Origin of the sequence: Xanthobacter wiegelii, from assembly GCF_043193855.2 — a bacterium.
Lineage (GTDB): Bacteria > Pseudomonadota > Alphaproteobacteria > Rhizobiales > Xanthobacteraceae > Xanthobacter > Xanthobacter flavus_A.
In genome coordinates, this window is record NZ_CM195529.1 from 3204793 (window position 1) to 3219155 (window position 14363).

The 14363-nt window shown below is 70.6% G+C and carries 14 protein-coding genes; 5 read left to right on the forward strand and 9 right to left on the reverse strand.

Features of this window, described 5'->3' with window-relative positions; genetic code table 11:
- Window positions 1–31: 31 nt before the first annotated feature.
- The 5 genes from V5F63_RS14860 to V5F63_RS14880 form a co-directional block, all read right to left on the reverse strand.
- On the reverse strand, window positions 32–661 hold the full coding sequence (locus V5F63_RS14860; RefSeq protein ID WP_394102811.1) for an NADH-quinone oxidoreductase subunit C: 630 nt from the start codon (window positions 659–661) through the stop codon (window positions 32–34).
- 15 nt (window positions 662–676) lie between these two features.
- Window positions 677–1261 (reverse strand): NuoB/complex I 20 kDa subunit family protein, encoded by a 585-nt coding sequence (locus tag V5F63_RS14865; RefSeq protein ID WP_209483421.1) that lies wholly within the window; start codon window positions 1259–1261, stop codon window positions 677–679.
- Entirely contained in the window at window positions 1252–1617 is a 366-nt protein-coding gene (locus V5F63_RS14870) for an NADH-quinone oxidoreductase subunit A (RefSeq protein WP_209483424.1), read from the reverse strand. Before V5F63_RS14870 ends, V5F63_RS14865 begins: the two co-directional genes overlap by 10 nt.
- Window positions 1618–2129: 512 nt before the next feature.
- On the reverse strand, window positions 2130–3653 hold the full coding sequence (locus V5F63_RS14875; protein ID WP_394102810.1) for a DUF3300 domain-containing protein: 1524 nt from the start codon (window positions 3651–3653) through the stop codon (window positions 2130–2132).
- Between the two features lie 209 nt (window positions 3654–3862).
- The gene (locus V5F63_RS14880) at window positions 3863–6562 is read right to left on the reverse strand and encodes a response regulator (protein WP_394102809.1); all 2700 of its coding nucleotides are present in this window, start codon (window positions 6560–6562) and stop codon (window positions 3863–3865) included.
- Window positions 6563–6871: 309 nt separating this feature from the next.
- Here V5F63_RS14880 and V5F63_RS14885 point away from each other — a divergent pair, with 309 nt between their 5' ends.
- Window positions 6872–8425 (forward strand): flagellar biosynthetic protein FliO, encoded by a 1554-nt coding sequence (locus V5F63_RS14885; protein WP_509210804.1) that lies wholly within the window; start codon window positions 6872–6874, stop codon window positions 8423–8425.
- 106 nt (window positions 8426–8531) lie between these two features.
- On the opposite strand, the gene dksA is transcribed toward V5F63_RS14885, so the two are convergent.
- Window positions 8532–8948, reverse strand: a complete 417-nt coding sequence (gene dksA / locus V5F63_RS14890; RefSeq protein WP_209483428.1) for an RNA polymerase-binding protein DksA — start codon at window positions 8946–8948, stop codon at window positions 8532–8534.
- A gap of 377 nt (window positions 8949–9325) precedes the next feature.
- On the opposite strand from dksA, the gene V5F63_RS14895 reads away from it, so the two are divergent.
- The 4 genes from V5F63_RS14895 to V5F63_RS14910 all read left to right on the forward strand — a co-directional run bounded on the left by V5F63_RS14895 (window position 9326) and on the right by V5F63_RS14910 (window position 11932).
- Window positions 9326–10171: an AAA family ATPase gene (locus V5F63_RS14895; RefSeq protein WP_394030663.1), complete on the forward strand. Its 846-nt coding sequence runs from the start codon at window positions 9326–9328 to the stop codon at window positions 10169–10171.
- A gap of 3 nt (window positions 10172–10174) precedes the next feature.
- Complete coding sequence (locus V5F63_RS14900; protein WP_394102807.1) at window positions 10175–10603, forward strand: hypothetical protein; 429 nt, start codon at window positions 10175–10177, stop codon at window positions 10601–10603.
- A gap of 88 nt (window positions 10604–10691) precedes the next feature.
- Window positions 10692–11033 carry an ArsR/SmtB family transcription factor gene (locus tag V5F63_RS14905; RefSeq protein WP_394102806.1) on the forward strand — a complete coding sequence of 114 codons (342 nt, stop codon included), beginning with the start codon at window positions 10692–10694 and terminating at the stop codon, window positions 11031–11033.
- The gene (locus V5F63_RS14910; protein ID WP_394102805.1) at window positions 11030–11932 is read left to right on the forward strand and encodes an SRPBCC family protein; all 903 of its coding nucleotides are present in this window, start codon (window positions 11030–11032) and stop codon (window positions 11930–11932) included. Before V5F63_RS14905 ends, V5F63_RS14910 begins: the two co-directional genes overlap by 4 nt.
- Window positions 11933–11964: 32 nt before the next feature.
- Here the strand turns inward: V5F63_RS14910 and V5F63_RS14915 are convergent, their stop codons facing one another.
- The 3 genes from V5F63_RS14915 to V5F63_RS14925 all read right to left on the reverse strand — a co-directional run bounded on the left by V5F63_RS14915 (window position 11965) and on the right by V5F63_RS14925 (window position 14307).
- Complete coding sequence (locus V5F63_RS14915) at window positions 11965–12819, reverse strand: MipA/OmpV family protein (protein WP_394102804.1); 855 nt, start codon at window positions 12817–12819, stop codon at window positions 11965–11967.
- Between the two features lie 319 nt (window positions 12820–13138).
- On the reverse strand, window positions 13139–13900 hold the full coding sequence (locus V5F63_RS14920) for an SURF1 family protein (RefSeq protein WP_394102803.1): 762 nt from the start codon (window positions 13898–13900) through the stop codon (window positions 13139–13141).
- 20 nt (window positions 13901–13920) lie between these two features.
- The gene (locus V5F63_RS14925; RefSeq protein ID WP_209483444.1) at window positions 13921–14307 is read right to left on the reverse strand and encodes a DUF983 domain-containing protein; all 387 of its coding nucleotides are present in this window, start codon (window positions 14305–14307) and stop codon (window positions 13921–13923) included.
- Between the last annotated feature and the right edge of the window lie 56 nt (window positions 14308–14363).

Genomic DNA, 14363 nt, shown 5'->3' on the forward strand with positions numbered 1-14363 from the left:
TCGTCGGCGACATCAACCATGAGACGCTCCCTCACCCGGCCTTGGGCGGCGCGGGCGGCTGGCCCGAGGCCTTCTCGTCACCGGGCAGGACGTATTCGACGCCCTCCCACGGCGAGAGGAAGTCGAAGTTCCGGAACTCCTGCGGCAGGCGGACCGGCTCGTAGACCACGCGCTTCTGGGCGTCGTCGTAGCGCACCTCCACGAAGCCCGTGGTCGGGAAGTCCTTGCGCAGGGGGTGGCCGTCGAAGCCGTAGTCCGTCAAAAGGCGGCGCAGCTCCGGGTGGCCGGTGAACAGGATGCCGTACATGTCGTAGGCCTCCCGCTCGAACCAGTTGGCACCGGGGAAGACGCCGGTGATGGAGGGCACCGGGGTGTCCTCGTCGGTGGCGACCTTGAGGCGGATGCGGGCGTTCTGCTTCACGGAGAGCAGGTGATACACCACGTCGAACCGCTTCTCGCGGGCCGGATAGTCCACGCCGCACACGTCCACGATGCAGGTGAACAGGCAGGCGGGGTCATCCCGCAGGAAGGTCACGGCCTTGACGATCTGCGACGGCTCGATGAAGAGCGCCAGCTCGCCAAAGGCGATCTCGGTGCCGGTCACCACGCCCGGCAGGGCGCCGGAGACGTGGGCGGCGAGGTCGTTGAGGGTCTCGTCCATCACACCGGCTCCCGATCAGCGCTCGATGGTGCCGATGCGGCGGATCTTCTTCTGCAGCAGCAGCACGCCATAGAGCAGCGCCTCCGCCGTGGGCGGGCAGCCCGGCACGTAGATGTCCACCGGCACGATGCGGTCGCAGCCGCGCACCACCGAATAGGAGAAGTGGTAATAGCCGCCGCCATTGGCGCACGAGCCCATGGAGATGACATAGCGCGGCTCCGGCATCTGGTCGTAGACCTTGCGGAGCGCGGGGGCCATCTTGTTGGTCAGCGTGCCGGCGACGATCATCACGTCCGACTGGCGCGGCGAGGCACGCGGCGCGAAGCCGAAGCGCTCCACGTCGTAGCGCGGCATGGACACCTGCATCATCTCCACCGCGCAGCACGCGAGGCCGAAGGTCATCCACATGAGCGAGCCGGTGCGCGCCCAGGTGATGAGGTCATCCGCCGTGGTGAGGATGAAGCCCTTGTCCGCCAGCTCGCTGTTGATCTCCTTGAAGAAGGGATCATCCGCGCCGACCGGACGGCCGGTGGAGGGATCGACGATGCCGGTGGCCGCGCGCGCGACCTCGGGCTTTGTGGCCGAAGGGGTCAGTCCCATTCCAGAGCTCCCTTGCGCCATTCGTAGATGAACCCGACGGTGAGCACGCCGAGGAAGATCATCATCGACCAGAAGCCGAGATCGCCAAGGCCACCGAAGCTGATCGCCCACGGGAAGAGGAAGGCGACCTCGAGGTCGAAGATGATGAAGAGGATGGCCACCAGATAGAAGCGCGCATCGAACGTCATGCGGGCGTCGTCGAAGGCGTTGAAGCCGCACTCATAGGCGGACAGCTTCTCCGGGTCCGGATTCTGGTAGGCGACGATGAAGGGCGACACCAGCAGGGCCAGGCCGATCACCGCCGAAACGCCGATGAAGATCACCACCGGCAGATAGTCCATGAGCAACGCGTTCATCTTGCTCGCACCTCGGAGCGCTCGGTCGGTGCCATGGGCGCCGCGCTGGGGTCACCCAATCGGGTCTTAAGGAGCTAGAAACGGCTGATCGCCTGAAGCGTTACCGCGCCGCCCGGCTAGAGAAGTTCGAAACGACGCGTGAGCCTTATCGCAGCGCCAGAAGGGAGGCAAGTGCGCGGTTCGGCCAAGGTGTCATGCCATTGGTGGAGGATCGCGGGTACGCCCCCGGGCCTGTGGCGGCGGGCGCTGCCCCGCTCCTCCCGCGGCGCGGCGAAAGCTGGGCCGAAGCGGGATTGGCCGCATCGGACGAGAGGTAGATGGGGAGGGCCGCAATTCTGTGCAAGACGCGGTTGCGGGTCCCCTGTTGCAATCATGCGACACAATGCCGTGCGCAATTCCGGCATCTGCCGCATTCGCCGCGCGCCGGAACGCTCCGGACGGAACGACCGGCGCGAGGCGAGTCGCGCCGGCCCTCGGAAGATCGGAATGCCGGGACCGAGCCCGGCACCGTCTCAGCGGTGGCCGCGGCCACCGCCCCCGCCGCGAGCCTTCCCGCCGCCGCCGCCGACGCGCGCGCCGCCGCCCTGGAGCTTGGCGCCGCCGCCCTGTCGCGGCATCACGGCGGGCTTTCCGCCGCCGCCGCCGCCCCGCTTGATCTGCTGGGCGCCGCCGCCGCCCGGCTTGGCGGGCTTGGCGGGTTTGGCCGCGGCGCCTCCGGCCGGACCGCCCGGCTTGCCGGCACCGCCCGCGCCGCCGGGCTTGCCGGCGCCACCAAGACCACCCGGCTGGCCGGCTCCGCCCGGTCCGCCGGGCTTCCCCGGACCGCCGGGACCACCGACACCACCGGGACCGCCCGGACCGCCCGGACCGCCGATACTACCGGGACCGACGGGACCACCGGGGCCGCCGGGCTTGCCGGGGCCACCCGGCTTGCCGGCCAGCGGCTTGCCCGGATTTGGCTTCCACGGACCAACGGGGCCACCCGGACCACCCGGACCACCGGGACCACCGGGACCACCCGGCCCCCCGGGAGGCGGCGGCCAGCCGGGATGGCCGGGACCGCCCGGCCAGCCGCCCGGCGGGCGGGGCGGCGGCGGACGCCAGCCGGGATAGCCCGGCCACGGCGGGGGATAGACCCAGCCGCGATTCCAGTTCCAGGGATTGTTCCAGGCATTGCCCACCAGCACGCCCGCCCCGAAAGCCAGCAGGCCGACGCCGGCCGCGGTGTAGATGGTGGTCGGGTCGTAGGTCGGCACATACACCGTCGTCGGGTCGGCCGAGGTGATGTAGACGACGCTGCGTCCGTCCTCCTGCTTCGTCGTCACCACCTGCTTGTCGTTGGTCTTCAGCGTGCCCGCCGCATCGGCCTTGGCGCGCAGGGTCTGGATGGCGACCGAGACATCTTCCGGCTGGCTGACGAAGGCGTAGCCGATGGACTGGGTGGCATCGAGGTTTTCATTCAGCTTGGCGACGACGGTGGGGAAGCGCGCCAGCGCCTTCACCGAGGGATCCCATGTCTTCGCGTCCACGCCCGTGAAACTGCCCTTCTTCACCGCGCTCGGATTGGCATCCAGCCAGCGCTGAAGTTGCACCAGTTCCAGCGGATAGGCGGTGGCCGGCAGCATCTGCGCGAGCAGCGTGTCGGGATAGAGCGCATAGGGCGCCAGCAGGGTTTCCAGCTCGGCGACGCTGTAGAGCGCGGACGCAGGCGGCGCGGCGGGCGCAGGCGCACCGGTCGGAGGCGGCGCGTTGGCGGGCGGCGCGGCGGCAGCTGCGGGGGGCGGGGCGGCGGGAGGTGCGGCCGGCGGAGCCGTCTGGGCCGCGGCATCCGGCGGCGGGGCCGGCGGCGCGGCGGGCGGTTGGGCCGCAGGCGACTGAGCGGCCGGCGACTGAGCGGCGGGAGCCCCCGCGTCCGGCGCGCTTTGCTGGGCGAAGGCCGGATAGAGGCTCGTGGTCCAGCCGAAGGCCAGCGCCACGGCGATGCGGGACCAGCCCGCCAGTTCCCGGCGCCGCATGTTCGTGCGTGTTGATGTCAAGTCAGGGTCCTCCCCCTCGCCGGCCAGCCCGACCGCAGATCGGGCGAGGTGGCCAGATCTGGCGACCGCCGGGCAAGCCGCGCCTTGACAATGCGCAAACGCGGCCCGCCCGTCTAGAGCGCGGGGCGCCTGACGAAACGCCATCGCGAGGGCCGATAACCCCTCTCTCTCATTACGTTAGAGAAAGGCAGCGTCCCCGGCGGGCGGTATCAGGCGCGCAGCGTCTCGCTCACGGCCGCGACCAGCTGCTTCAGGGAGAAGGGCTTGGGCAGGAAGGAGAAATGCTCGCTCGGCGGCAGGTTGCGGGCGAACGCCTCCTCGGCATAGCCGGAGATGAAGATCACCTTCAGCCCCGGCTCGCGGCTCCTCAGTTCCCGCAGCAGGGTTGGGCCGTCCATCTCCGGCATCACCACGTCGGAGATGACGAGATCGACGCTGCCTTCCCGGTTCATCAGCTCCAGCGCCTCGACGCCGCTGGCGGCCGCCAGCACCTCGTATCCGCGATTGGCGAGGGCGCGGCTGGCGAAGGCGCGCACGGCGTCCTCGTCCTCCACCAGCAGCACGCGGCGCCCCTGCCCCGTGGTGTCGCCGGCCTTCGGCTCCGGCTCGGCGGGCTTCGGTGCCTCCTCTTCCTCGGCGCCCGCCATGTGGCGGGGCAGGAACACGCGGAAGGTGGTGCCGTGTCCCATCTCGCTGTCGGCGAGGATGGTGCCGCCGGTCTGCTGCACGATGCCATAGACCGTGGACAGGCCGAGCCCGGTGCCCTTGCCCACCTCCTTGGTGGAGAAGAAGGGCTCGAAGATCTTGTCCATGATGTCGGGCGGAATGCCGGTGCCGGTGTCGGCCACCTCCACCATCACATAGTCGCCCTCCGGCAGGCCCTGCCCATAGGCGGCGCAGCCGGCGGCCGGCACGTTGCCGGTGCGGATGGTGAGGGTGCCGCCATCGGGCATGGCATCGCGCGCGTTCACCGCGAGGTTCACGATCACCTGCTCGAACTGGTTCACGTCCACCTTCACCGGCCACAGGTCGCGGGCGTGCTCCACGTCCAGCGTGATGCGCTCGCCGATGAGGCGGCGCAGCAAGGCGGCGGCGTCGGATATCACGTCGGCGAGCTCGATCACCTGCGGCCGCAGGGTCTGGCGACGGGAGAAGGCGAGCAGCTGCCGCACGAGGCCGGCGGCGCGGTTCGCATTCTGCTTGATCTGCATGATGTCCGGGAAGGACGGATCGCTCGGCCGGTGCTTGGCGAGCAGTAGGTCGCAATATCCGATGATGGCGGTCAGCACATTGTTGAAATCGTGCGCCACGCCGCCCGCGAGGTGCCCCACGGCCTGCAGCTTCTGCGACTGGGCGAACTGCACCTCCAGTGCGCGCTGCTCCGTCATGTCGATGGCGCACAAGGCGATGTCGCCGCTGGCGCCCAGCGGCGCCGCATAGAAGCGGGCGGAGCGGGCGTTGGCGCCGGCCAGCGTCACGTCGCAGGGCGCGGGCGGCTCGCCCGCGCCGGCCGCGGCGGCGAGCAGCGCCTCGGTGCCGGCGGCATCGGCCACCAGAGCGGTGAGCGGCCGGCCGGCGGCGTCACGGCCGAACAGCCGCTCGAAGGCCGCATTGGCGGCGCGCACCCCACCGGAGCGGTCCACCAGCGCCATGGCCAGCGGCGCCCGGCGGAAGAACAGGTCGCCGAGGACGTCGGTAGACGTTTCCGGCGCGGAGGCGTTGGACGCGCGACCTGTCGCGCCCATGCCGGCCGAGGCCCCGAGCGCGCCCTCGACGGCATCGAGCGGAAGGGCCACGGCGCCGGTGCCATCGGCCGAGGCGGCGATGCGCAGCAGCACCGGCAGCGCGGTCCCGTCCTTGCGGCGGAGCGACGCCACCAGCGCGGCGCGGCCGCCGTTCGCCTGCGCGGCGGCGAGCGCGGGCACGCTCTCGGCGGCAAGGATGCGGGCGAGCGGCATGCCGTCCGGCCCCCAGTCAGCCAGCGCGTAGCCGAGCATCCGGCAGAAGGTGAGGTTGGGGTCCACCACGCGGCCGCCGACGATGCGCAGCAGCCCGGCCGGCAATTCCTCCCACGCCGCCACCAGATCCGGCCCCGCGTAGCCTTCGGGCGCGGCGGCTGGAGCGGGGCTCGCCACTTGTAGCTTGGGCTCGGGAGCGGCAACCGGCCCGGCTACGGGAACAGGCTCCACGATGGAAGGCTCCGGCGGGCGCACCGCCGGGGCGGCCGGCAAAGGCTTCGCGACAGTGGGCGCGGAAAGGGGCGCGGCAGGAAGCGGCGCGGCAGGGAGGGCCGCAGGAAGCGCCGGAGAGAGGGCCGGCGCCGGTTCGGCCTCCGCCATGTCGACCATGCGCAACGTCCACAGCACGCGCCGCGCGCCGCCCACGGGATGCACGGACACCTCAAGTTGCCGCGCGGTCTGGCCGCCGCCGAACGGCATGGTACTCAGATGGGCGCTGGCGCCGGCGACGGCATTCAGCAGTTCGCCCACGGTCGCCTGGCTGCCGGGAATGCGGGAAAGGAAGCGCTCGGGCAGCGGCGGCTCGGCGGTGCCTGAGCGGCACATGCGCAGATAGGCGGCGTTGGCCTCGACGATGCGCTCGCCATCCTCCACCACCGCCATGGCATCTCCGGTTGCCGCAAGGGCAATGCCGCCCAGCGGATCATCCGGCTCGGCGCCCTTGAGAGCCCGCCGGGCGGCGAAGAAGAGTTCCACCACCCCCACCACGGCCAATGCGCCTATGATGGCGGAGGGCACGCCACCCCCGTCCCGCCCGAGGATGGTGGCGCCCGCGAAGCCGCCCGCGAGCGCGAAGACGATGATGAACAGCCGGGTGCCCAGCGCCCCTGCTCCGCGCCCCCTGCGGCGCCGCCCGGCGGTGCCCTGGTCCTTCGTCTGGCGACCCCGCATGCGCTCTTTACCCATTCCGGCGACCCGTTCAGGCGATCCGCCGCCCAGATGCGTGCGGCATTCGCACGGATTTAAGGGAGAGAATCGCTGGTGACTTAAATCCTGCCACGATTATCAACAAAACCTTAGGCCCTGAGGCTCACGATGCGGTCCCGACGCGGCGAATGGCGCGTCCGGGTGCTTTGGCGTTTCGTGATAATGACGGCGTGATCGCCCAAGGGCATCGCGCATTCCAATATGGGTGCTGCAGGAGGCCGCCGACGGGCCTGCGCCCGGGGATGCGCCCTGTTCGAGGTAAGCGGAGGCATAATGCTACAGCAGATGTTCGGTACCCAGCTCGCGTTCCCGATTCGGGTGGCCGTCGCGGCCATCGTGATCGCAGCGCTGCTGGGGTTGACGGTGCTGGTGATGCGCCGCCTCGCCGCCCGTGGCACCGGAGGCGATCGTCGCGGCCGGCCCGGGCCGCGTCTTTCCGTGCTCGACAGCATCTCCGTGGACCAGCGCCGCCGCCTCGTGCTCATCCGTCGCGACGAGGTGGAGCATCTGCTGCTGATCGGCGGCAACAGCGATCTCGTGATCGAACAGAACATCGGCGCCGCCGACGCCGTGGAGGCCGCTGAAGGCCAGCCCGCCGCCGTCGCCCCGCCCCGTGAGGCTCCGACCCTCCAGCGCCCGACCCCGCGCCGCGCCCTCTCGGCTGCGCCCGCCCCCGCGACGCTGACCGCCGAGCCCGCCGCCGCCGGCCTTCCCGCCCCCGAGCCTGCCGCTACGGAACCCGCGCCCGCGCCGGCCGAGCCCCGCGAGGAGCGCCGCGCGGGCCTGTCGCGCCGTCCGCTGATGCGCGGCGACGGCACCCTGTCCGGCCGCCCCGCCGCGCGCGCCGCCGATGCCGCGCCCGAGCCTGCGGCCCGGGAGCCCGCCCGCGCCGAGGCGCCGCGCCCCGACCAGGCCCGCCTCCAAGCCCTCAAGGCCGAGTTCGCCGCCAGCACGCCCAAGATGGACGCGCCCAAGATCGACTCGCCCAAGGTCGACTCGCCCAAGATCGACGCCCCCCGGATCGAGACCGCCCCTGCCGACGCCTCCAAGGTGGAGGCGCTGAAGGCCGAGCCTGAGGACGCGCCACCCGCCGTCAGCGAGGCCTCGGCGAAGCTCGAGGACCTCTCCCATCGCCTCGATGCCGCGCTCGTCCATCCCGAGCCGGCCGCTGCCGCGCCGCAGATCAGCCTGTCCGACCTCCTCGGCGATGAGCCCGCTGCCGCCGCCGAGCCGGCCCCCGCGCCGCGCGCCGAGCCGGTGATCGAGCCCCCGCCGCCGCCGCGCGGCGAAGGCCCGCTGTCGCGCTTTCTCTACCAGTCGCGCACACGCGCCGCGGAAACGCGCGGAGCGGAGCCGCGCCCCGAGCCGCGCGCGACCGATGTGCGTCCCACCGAGCCCCGCGCCCGCGTGGATGCGCCGCTGCGCACCGAGACGCCGCGCCCGGAAGCTCCGCTGCGCCCCCGGGAATTTTCCTTCCGCCCGGCCGGCGAGGGCCGTCCGCTGCCGCCGCCGGCACAGCCCCGCCGCGAGCCCCTCGCCCTGCGCGACGTGAGCCGCGAGGAGGGAGCCCCCCGTCCGGACGCCGCCAGCCCGCTGCTGCGCGCCCCCTCCCCGACTGCGACTCCGGTCTCCACGGACATCGCCGCGCCCGTGATCCACGCGCCGGCGCCGTCCATCACCGCCCCGGTCCAGCCGGCTCCTGCCGTCGCCGCCCCCTCCGCCGGGGACGCGCCGACCGTCGAGCCGGAGACGCCGCGCGATCCGCTGGACGATTTCGACGCCGAGATGGCGAGCCTGCTCGGCCGCACCAACGCGCGCAGCCGCTGACCCTTTCGCAGGGTACCAGACGCAAGAAGGCCGGCGGGGCGATGGCTCCGCCGGCCTTCTTCATAGGTGCGAACGCGCCGCCGGAAGGGGCGGCCGGAACATTGGATCAGTCGTCGCGATAGACCCGCTCGCGCCGCTCATGACGCTCCTGGGCCTCCACCGAGAGGGTGGCGATGGGCCGGGCCTCGAGGCGCTTCAGCGAGATGGGCTCGCCGGTGTCCTCGCAATAGCCGTAGGAGCCGTCCTCGATCCGCAGGAGCGCCGCGTCGATCTTGGCGATCAGCTTGCGCTGGCGGTCGCGGGCGCGCAGCTCGATGGAGCGATCGGTTTCGGACGAGGCCCGGTCCGCAAGATCCGGGTGATTCTGGTTCTCGTCCTGAAGGTGCTGCAGGGTCTCGCGGGCCTCCTTCAGGATGTCGTCCTTCCAACGCAGCAGCTTGATGCGAAAATATTCGCGCTGCCGGTCGTTCATGAAGGGCTCGTCCTCACGGGGCCGATAGTCCTCGTCGATTTGGATCGACATCAGCAAGGTCCTCGATATGCGTCGCTCTGCCGTCGAAGCCCGACGCGAAAGGCGGATCGTGCCCATCCGGCCTTGCGTGGCGCCGAGTCCCGATGGCGAACTCCCCGTCACGGAACTTAAGGGCTGCCGCCCCAGCGTGCGGGCCGGCGGAGCCGACCTTTCGGCCAGGAGGACGCCCCTTGGTCGCCGCGCTTATATCGACGCCTTGGGGTTACGACAACCGGCATATCCGATCCCGTCCGCCTGCGCGCACCGGTTTCGACGCGGCCCGGATGCACCCTCGCGCGCGCCCCCCGTTCCGGCGCGCCCCTTGACGGATGGTCGCGGGGTGCCGACCTTGCTGCGGCGCGAGAGAGCGCGGGAAGGAAACACGTCTCATGCGGTTCGAGGGCACGAAGAGCTATGTGGCCACCGACGACCTGAAGGTCGCCGTCAACGCGGCCCTCGTCCTCGAACGACCGCTGCTCATCAAGGGCGAGCCCGGCACGGGAAAAACCGTTCTGGCGCAGGAGGTTGCGGCGGCGCTCGGGGCGCCCTTGATCGAGTGGCACGTCAAGTCCACCACCAAGGCGCAGCAAGGCCTCTACGAATACGACGCCGTGGCGCGCCTGCGCGACAGCCAGCTCGGCGACCCCAAGGTCCACGACATCGCCAATTACATCCGCAAGGGCAAGCTGTGGACCGCCTTCTCCTCGGACCAGCGGCCGGTGCTGCTGATCGACGAGGTGGACAAGGCGGATATCGAGTTTCCCAACGATTTGCTGCAGGAACTCGACCGCATGGAGTTCCACGTCTACGAGACGGGCGAGCAGGTGAAGGCGGCGCAGCGCCCCCTCGTCATCATCACCTCCAACAACGAGAAGGAGCTGCCGGACGCCTTCCTGCGCCGCTGCTTCTTCCACTACATCCGCTTTCCCGATCCCGAGACCATGCGGGCCATCGTCGAGGTCCACTTCCCCGGCATCAAGCAGCGGCTGGTGGGTGAGGCCCTGCGCATCTTCTATGAGTTGCGCGACGTGCCGGGGCTGAAGAAGAAGCCATCCACCTCCGAGCTGATCGACTGGCTCAAGCTGCTGATGGCCGAGGACATCGAGCTTGAGACCCTGCGCGAGAAGGACGTGCGCAAGGCCATTCCCCCGCTCGCCGGGGCTCTGCTGAAGAACGAGCAGGACGTGCATATGTTCGAGCGCCTCGCCTTTCTCGCCCGGCGGGAGCAGCGCTGACCCATGGATGCGACGCAGATCCTCGTCGCCCTCCTCGTCATCGGCGCGCCGCTGGCGCTGTTCCTCAGCCTGCGCGGCGGCGGCAAGGCGGCAGCCGGGAAGGCCGATGCCGTCAGGCCGAATGCCAAGCCGGACCCCACGCTGAACCGGGCGAAGCCGCCGGCCGATTACGGCCTCGGCCGGGAGGACTCCCCTGCCCCTGCGGCATCGGCTGCGAACACCGAGCCGGACAGTGCCAATGCGCAGCGGGCCGCTGCGGCTGCGGCAGTCGGTGGCGCGCTCATCATCGCGGCTGGTTATTCCGCCCATCATCATTCCGGCGAGGCGGGGGGCGAATCCCCCCATGTGGGCCACAGCGGCGGTGGGTCTGATTCCGGCGACAGCGGCGGCTCGGGCGACGGGGGTGGGGGAGACGGCGGTGGCGGCGAATAGCGTCTTCCTGCGCCTCATCGGAGACGATACTTAGCTAAATTACGAAGTTTTCCTTGCAGCCCTGTTCTGCACCTCTATACTTAGCCACATGGCTAAGCATGATCCCGATCTCTCCCTGCTCTTCCACGCGCTGGCCGATCCGACCCGCCGGTCGATCCTGACGCGCCTTGCCGAGGGGCCGGCAGCGGTGACGGATCTTGCCGGCCCCACCGGGCTGCGCCTGCCGACCGTGATGCGACATCTGTCCGTGCTGGAGGAAGCCGGACTGATCGCCACCACCAAGGACGGGCGGGTGCGCACCTGCGCCATCCGTCCGGAGGCGCTGGAGCCCGCCCGCACCTGGCTCGACGAACAGCGCGCGATCTGGGAGGCCCGGCTGGACCGGCTGGACGCCTTCGTGACCAACGCGATGAAGGGAGGAACAGAATGACCCCGACGGACCAGCCCGGCCGTTTCGCCACGCTGACCTTCACCCGCGAGGTCGCCGCGCCGCTCGCGACCATCTGGCAGGCCTGGACCGCCCCGGCCGCGCGGGCGGTGTGGGCCGCGCCCACGCCCGCCGTCACGGTGGAATTCTTGGAGGCGGACACGCGCGTGGGCGGCCGCGAGGTGTCGCTCTGCAAGGTCGAGGGCCAGCCGGACATCCGGTGCGAGTGCGGCTGGCTGGCGCTGGCGCCCTCGGCACGCAGCGTGAACTATGAGGTGGTCTCCACCGAGGGCGTCCCGCAATCGGCGGCACTGGTGACGGCGGATTTCTCCGGCGACGGCGAACGCAGCCGGCTGGTGGTGACCGTCCAGCTCTCAGCCCTCGCCGCCGACATGGAGGCCGACATGGAGGCGGGATACCGGGAGGGCTTTGACGCCGGCCTCGGCCATCTCGCCGCCGTGGCCACCCGCACCATGGTGCTGGAGCGGGTCATCAAGGCACCCCGCTCGGCTGTCTGGGGCGCGTGGATGGACCCCGCCTCGCTGCCGCAATGGTGGGGGCCGGAAGGCTTCTCCTGCCGCACCACGCGCATCGATCTCCGGCAGGGCGGCGAGTGGGTGTTCGACATGATCGGGCCGGACGGCACCGTCTTTCCCAACCACCATCTCTATGGAGAGATGCGGCCGCAGGAGCGGATCGCCTATGCCCTGCTCTGGGGCGAGAACGGCCCGAAGCATGCCGATGCCTGGGCCACTTTCGAGGAGCAGGACGGAGCGACCAAGGTCACGCTGGGCATGGTGTTCAGCACGGCGGCCGAGTTCCAGACCGCCAGGGGCTTCGGCGCCGAGGCGCTGGGCCAGCAGACGCTGGCGAAGCTGGAACGGCGCGTCACGTCGGGCTGAGGATCAGCCCGCAACCTTCGCGGCGAAATCCCTCACCACCAGGCCTTGCCGATGTTGAAGGTGTAGCTGAGGGAGACGCCGGCGGTGAACTGGTTGGCGTCGCTGGTCAGCGGCGAGGAGCCGGCATCGCCGATCAGGCGGCCGTAGCCGCCGAACACGCCGGTCTCGAAGCCGTTGCGGAAATTGTAGGTGACCTGCGCCACCGCACCCACCATGTCGAAGCCCGCCGAGGCGTTGTAGACGGGCAGCGGATTGTTGAGCGCCGTGGCGAGAGCCGACTGCAGCGGCGTGACGCCGAAATAGGCGCTCATGTAGCCCGCGCCGCCATAGGTGAGGCGGGGGCCGACGGCGAAGCGCCACTGGCCGTAGGGCAGGATCACGTCCGCGCCCAGCAGGCCGCGGATGCCGTCGAAGCCGCCAACGCCGTAGCGCAGCTCGGCGCGGGTGCGCAGCCAGTCGGTGATGTACCACTCGGCGAAGGCGCCCGCTTCCAGCGAGGCATCGATGTTGCCAAGGCCGGTGAGACGATACGAATCGTCCGAATCCCGGCCCCAGTCGATGCGGCCCACGGCGCCGATACGGAAATTGCCGGTGTCGAAGAGCGCGAAGGACGGGTTGTCGTCCACGCTGCGGAAGACGTTGAGCTGGCTCGCCTTGCGGATGGAGAAGATGAGGCCGGGCCGGAAGGAATAATTGTCGGCGCCGGGATAGCTCGGGTCCGCCGAGACGGACCCGCCGATGGTCAGGTACCAGTCCTCATTGGCCGAGGGCGGGACGGGCGTGGCCGGCGGCGGCGTGAACAGGTCGCCCGCATGCGCGAGGCCGCACGCTCCCCCGGCGAGCACCGTGGCGAGGAGGAGGGAACGCAGCTGCGGGAAAACGACCATCGGGCGACCTCTGAAAGAACCTGCGGCCACCCTGCGGCCGTGCGGCTTTACGAATTGCCAAAACCGGGGCAACGGCGCACGGCAATAAAGCCGGCAAATCCGCCTGTGCAAAGTGAGGGTTAACCGAGCGTTGGGTCAAGGCCGGCGGAACGATCCCTGCCGCGCGTTGCAGATCGGCCACGCCCAGTGCGCGATCCGATCAAATTGAATCAATTTGATCGGTGAATCGCCCTCTCATTCCAAGTCAGAGAACGCATTATCCGATCTGATAGCGATGTAATCAGACCGGCGCGTGCTCTGCCGTCAAGCCCGGCTCACGTCAGGATGCGCGGCGCCGCCGGCTGATGAAGACGGCGATGGCGACGCCCACCAGCGAGGCCGCGAGGCCGTACCAGGTGAGCGCATATTCCAGATGCCGGTTGGGAAAGGCGATGCGCGTGCCCCCGCCCATGGGCAGGCCGCCGGGCACCGGCGTCGCATCGGCATCGATCAGGAACGGCGCGGCGCCCGCGACGCCCCGGGCTGCGGCGATCTCGGCCGGCTCCATACGGTAGAAGCTGCCGCGCGCCGGATCATTGGCCGGCACGAACCAGCTCGCCTCCTCCGGGAAGCGCAGCAGGCCGACCACCTCCACCTCTCCGGTCACCTGCCCTTCCGCGCGCGTCGCCGGATCGCGCCGGTCGGCCGGGACGAAGCCGCGATTGACGAGGATGGGCGGACCGTCGCGGCGAATCAGCGGCGTCACCACCAGGAAGCCCTGCCCCTTCACCGAGCCGGAGGCCTCATCGCCACGCACCGTGTAGACGAGCGCTTCCCTGGCATGATCGAAGGTGCCCCGCACCTTGACCCGGCGGTATTCGTCTGCCTCGCGAGTCAGCGCCGGCCATTGGGCGGGGGGCGGCACGTCCGCCGGGGCGGCGTTGACGCGCGCCTCGACGCGGGTGAGCAGCGCCTCCTTCCAGGCGAGGCGATTAAGCTGCCACGTGCCGAGGCCGATGAGCACGGCAAAGGCGGCGCAGGCGAGGACGAAGAGAAGGAGGCCCCGCCCGCGCGGCGCCGGCGACGATGTCGGCGAAGGCACGGGGGAAGTCGGCGTGCCGGTCACTGGCCGGACTGATCCAGCCGGCCCTCGGAGGCCTTGTTGCGATACTGCAGCGCCACCATCAGCGCCTTCAGCGGCCGCAGCAGGCCGAGGGTGACGACGAGGATGGCCGGGATCCACAGCAGGGCATGCACCCACAGGGGCGGCTCGAACTTCACCTCCACCCAGAAGGCCAGCCCCACCACGATGAAGCCGGCGAACAGGATGACGAACACCGCCGGGCCGTCGCCGGCATCGGCGAAGTCATAATCGAGGCCGCACGAAGTGCAGGCGGGCGCGAGGTCCAGGAAGCCCTTGAACAGGGGTCCACGGCCGCAGCGCGGGCAGCGGCAGGAGAGCCCCGCCGCCAAGGGGGAAACCGGCGCGTGATAGGGATCGAGCGTCATGGGGCACCTCCGGTGCCGAAATGCGAAGGCCGGCGCATGGGTGCGCCGGCCTGGTG

Excerpts from the sequence above, each read along its gene's own strand:
- V5F63_RS14895 (WP_394030663.1), top strand. The coding sequence starts at position 9,326 with ATGCGGTTCGAGGGCACGAAGAGCTATGTGGCCACCGACGACCTGAAG.
- V5F63_RS14885 (WP_509210804.1), top strand. The coding sequence starts at position 6,872 with ATGCTACAGCAGATGTTCGGTACCCAGCTCGCGTTCCCGATTCGGGTG.
- V5F63_RS14870 (WP_209483424.1), bottom strand. The coding sequence starts at position 1,617 with ATGAACGCGTTGCTCATGGACTATCTGCCGGTGGTGATCTTCATCGGC.
- V5F63_RS14880 (WP_394102809.1), bottom strand. The coding sequence starts at position 6,562 with ATGCGGGGTCGCCAGACGAAGGACCAGGGCACCGCCGGGCGGCGCCGC.
- V5F63_RS14925 (WP_209483444.1), bottom strand. The coding sequence starts at position 14,307 with ATGACGCTCGATCCCTATCACGCGCCGGTTTCCCCCTTGGCGGCGGGG.
- V5F63_RS14900 (WP_394102807.1), top strand. The coding sequence starts at position 10,175 with ATGGATGCGACGCAGATCCTCGTCGCCCTCCTCGTCATCGGCGCGCCG.
- V5F63_RS14905 (WP_394102806.1), top strand. The coding sequence starts at position 10,692 with ATGGCTAAGCATGATCCCGATCTCTCCCTGCTCTTCCACGCGCTGGCC.
- V5F63_RS14915 (WP_394102804.1), bottom strand. The coding sequence starts at position 12,819 with ATGGTCGTTTTCCCGCAGCTGCGTTCCCTCCTCCTCGCCACGGTGCTC.
- dksA (WP_209483428.1), bottom strand. The coding sequence starts at position 8,948 with ATGTCGATCCAAATCGACGAGGACTATCGGCCCCGTGAGGACGAGCCC.
- V5F63_RS14910 (WP_394102805.1), top strand. The coding sequence starts at position 11,030 with ATGACCCCGACGGACCAGCCCGGCCGTTTCGCCACGCTGACCTTCACC.
- V5F63_RS14860 (WP_394102811.1), bottom strand. The coding sequence starts at position 661 with ATGGACGAGACCCTCAACGACCTCGCCGCCCACGTCTCCGGCGCCCTG.
- V5F63_RS14865 (WP_209483421.1), bottom strand. The coding sequence starts at position 1,261 with ATGGGACTGACCCCTTCGGCCACAAAGCCCGAGGTCGCGCGCGCGGCC.